This window comes from Mesorhizobium sp. M1066 (assembly GCF_040318635.1).
Taxonomy (GTDB): Bacteria; Pseudomonadota; Alphaproteobacteria; order Rhizobiales; family Rhizobiaceae; genus Mesorhizobium.
This window is the reverse complement of sequence record NZ_JAMYMR010000093.1, coordinates 1-2,787: the sequence shown is the minus strand read 5'-3', so window position 1 is coordinate 2,787 and position 2,787 is coordinate 1. Positions and strand designations below refer to the sequence as shown.

At 62.5% G+C, this 2,787-nt stretch carries 3 protein-coding genes; 2 read left to right on the top strand and 1 reads right to left on the bottom strand.

All coding sequences use genetic code 11. The annotated features are described in order from the left end of the window. The coding region (locus NKH52_RS35150; RefSeq protein WP_352658145.1) for an aminotransferase at positions 1-1,036 on the bottom strand (1,036 nt) is incomplete at its 3' end. Positions 1,037-1,196: 160 nt separating this feature from the next. Here NKH52_RS35150 and NKH52_RS35145 point away from each other — a divergent pair. Both NKH52_RS35145 and NKH52_RS35140 read left to right on the top strand, forming a co-directional pair. After that, on the top strand, positions 1,197-2,015 hold the full coding sequence (locus tag NKH52_RS35145; RefSeq protein ID WP_352658142.1) for a transketolase: 819 nt from the start codon (positions 1,197-1,199) through the stop codon (positions 2,013-2,015). After that, the coding region (locus NKH52_RS35140) for a transketolase family protein (protein ID WP_352658139.1) at positions 2,012-2,787 on the top strand (776 nt) is incomplete at its 3' end. The genes NKH52_RS35145 and NKH52_RS35140, both read left to right, overlap by 4 nt.

Here is a 2,787-nt window from a genome sequence, read left to right as displayed (position 1 = left end):
TCACGAGATCGATCTCGCGGTAGATCCTGATCGCCTCGGCGGCGACGGCGGCTGTCACCGGATGGCCGGAATAGGTGAAACCGTGGCCGAACACGCCGACCTTGTGGGCCTCATCGGCGACGCACTGGTAAACCTTGTCGGAGATAATGACGCCGCCAATGGGCAGATGACCGGATGAAAGCCCCTTGGCGACCGACAGCATGTCCGGTTCCATGCCAAAAGTCTGGCTGCCGAACCAATTTCCGGTGCGTCCGAAGCCGCAGACCACCTCGTCGGACAGCATCAGGATGTCGTATTTGCGCAGCACCGCCTGAACCTTTGGAAAATAATTCTCCGGCGGTACCAGCACGCCGCCGGCGCCCATGACTGGCTCTGCGATCATCGCGGCGATCGTCTCTGGCCCCTCCGCCAGGATCAGGGCCTCGAGTTCCTGGGCCAGGCGCGTGGCGTAGTCATGCTCCGCCTCGCCCGGCAGACTATCGAGATAGTGGAACGGTCGCGCCGCGAATATGACGGGAAGCGGCGGCAGGTTGAAGGACTTGTGCATATGCGACAGGCCACTCAGCGCCGCGCCCATGATCGTACTGCCGTGGAAGGCGCCAAACCTGCTGATGATCTTGCGTTTCTCCGGACGCCTCCGCGCGGCCTGGTAATACCAGGCGAGCTTGACCATCGTATCATTGGCTTCCGAACCGGAGCCGACCAGAAAGACGCGCGCGTTGTCGAACGGCGCCAACGCGGTAAGCTGTTCGACGAGTTCGACGGTGGGCTCATTCGAGCGGTGATTGAAAGTGTGGTAGACGGCGAGCTTGCGCATCTGGCGGTCAGCCGCGTCGGCCAGCCGGCTGTCGCTGAAGCCAAGCGAGGCGCACCAGAGTCCGCCCATGCCCTCGATATAGCGGTTGCCCGCGTCATCCGTGACGGTCGCGCCTTCGCCGGCCACGATCGTCAACGGACCATGATGCTCATGCAGGCGTGGATCCGTTTGGGAATGAAAGTGCCTGGCCATGTCCAGCACGCGCGATTCATTGTTCATCAAAATTCTCCTTGCGACCAGATAGGCGGTTGCTTCGGTGAGGAATATCTTATAACTTATAAGTTGTCGAGAGAAATGATCCCGAGAGTGACGCCCAATGGCCAACCGACCCACTCCTTCAAACAACGCCCTGCCACCCGACGCGGAGCGGATCGCCCTGATGCGCGACAGGGCAGAGTTCGTACGGCTGGAGACGCTGCGCCTCATCCAGATCGCCAAGGTTGGGCATTATTCGTCAGTGTTTTCCTGCGCGGAAATATTCGCCACGCTCTACTACGATGCGATGCGGCTGAGGCGGGGCGAGCCGCAATGGCCGGACCGCGACCGCTTCCTGATGGGCAAGGGACACGCCGCGGTCGGCCTGTACCCGCTGCTGGTCGACTGGGGCTTCTTCTCCAAGGACGTCCTCGATGGCTATACCCGGCTGGGCAATCCGCTCGGCGATCATCCCGACATGCGCAAGGTGCCCGGCGTCGACTTCAGCTCCGGGTCGATCGGTCATGCCTTGTCCGGCGGTCTCGGTATGGTGCTCGGCGCCCGTGCGGCCAACCGGCGCTTCGACGTCTATGTCCTGCTCGGCGACGGCGAGATGCAGGAGGGCCAGGTCTGGGAAGCGGCGCTGTCCGCCGCCCACCATAAGGCCGGCAATCTGATCGCCATCGTCGACCGCAACGGATACCAGCTCGACGGTCAGGTCGACGACATCATCGGCATAGAGCCGTTGGCCGACAAATGGGCGGCGTTCGGCTGGCAGGTGCACGAGGTCGACGGTCATGACGTCGTCGCGCTCGCGACGCTGCTGCGACAGTTGAAGGCTGAGGCAGATCGCACCCGGCCCGTCTGCATCATTGCCAAGACCTCCAAGGGCAAGGGCGTTGGCTACATGGAAACCGAACCCGGCTGGCATCTGGGCTATCTCGCGCCATCGGACGAGGCCTTGGCCGCCGAAGAGATCAAGCGTGGAGGCAAAACACAATGAACGGCCCGATCGATACCAACTCCTGGCAGTACCGCCAGATCAACGCGCGCGCGCCTGGCCTGAGTTACCTGGCCAATGCACTCATCGATCTGGTCGAAGAGGGTTATCCGGTCGTGGCCGGTACGGCCGACCTGCAATATTCCAACGGGCTGGTGCGGTTCGCGCAGCGCTTTCCCGAACGCTTCACGCAATTTGGCATTTCCGAACAGAATATGGTTTCGGCTGCCGCCGGCATGGCCAGCACCGGCGCCATGCCGTTCGTCGCTACATTCGCTTCTTTCCTGGCGCTGCTGTGCTGCGAACAGATCAGAACCGACGTCGCCTATTCGGCTCTGCCGGTGCGGCTGATCGGTCATCATGCCGGTATTTCCCTCGGCTTCTACGGCACCTCCCACCATGCGACGGAAGATCTTGCCATCATGCGAAGCATTGCCGACCTCACGGTCGTCGCGCCGGCCGACGGCCCGCAACTGGCGGCCGCCGTCAAGGCGTCTGTCAATCATGCGCAGCCAATCTACTTCCGCATTGGCCGCGGCCAGGACCCTGTGGTCTATGAGGACGGCGTCGACTTCCAGTTCGGCAAGGCGATCGTTCACGGCGAAGGATCGGACCTGACCATCATCGCCTGCGGCTCGATGGTCCATCCCTCAAGGGAGGCTTACCGCGCGCTGCGCGCGGCGGGCAAATCCGTCGGGCTGATCGACATGCATACGATCAAGCCGCTGGATACCAAGGCCGTGCTTTCGGCCGCCGCTCACTCCCGCTTCGTTCT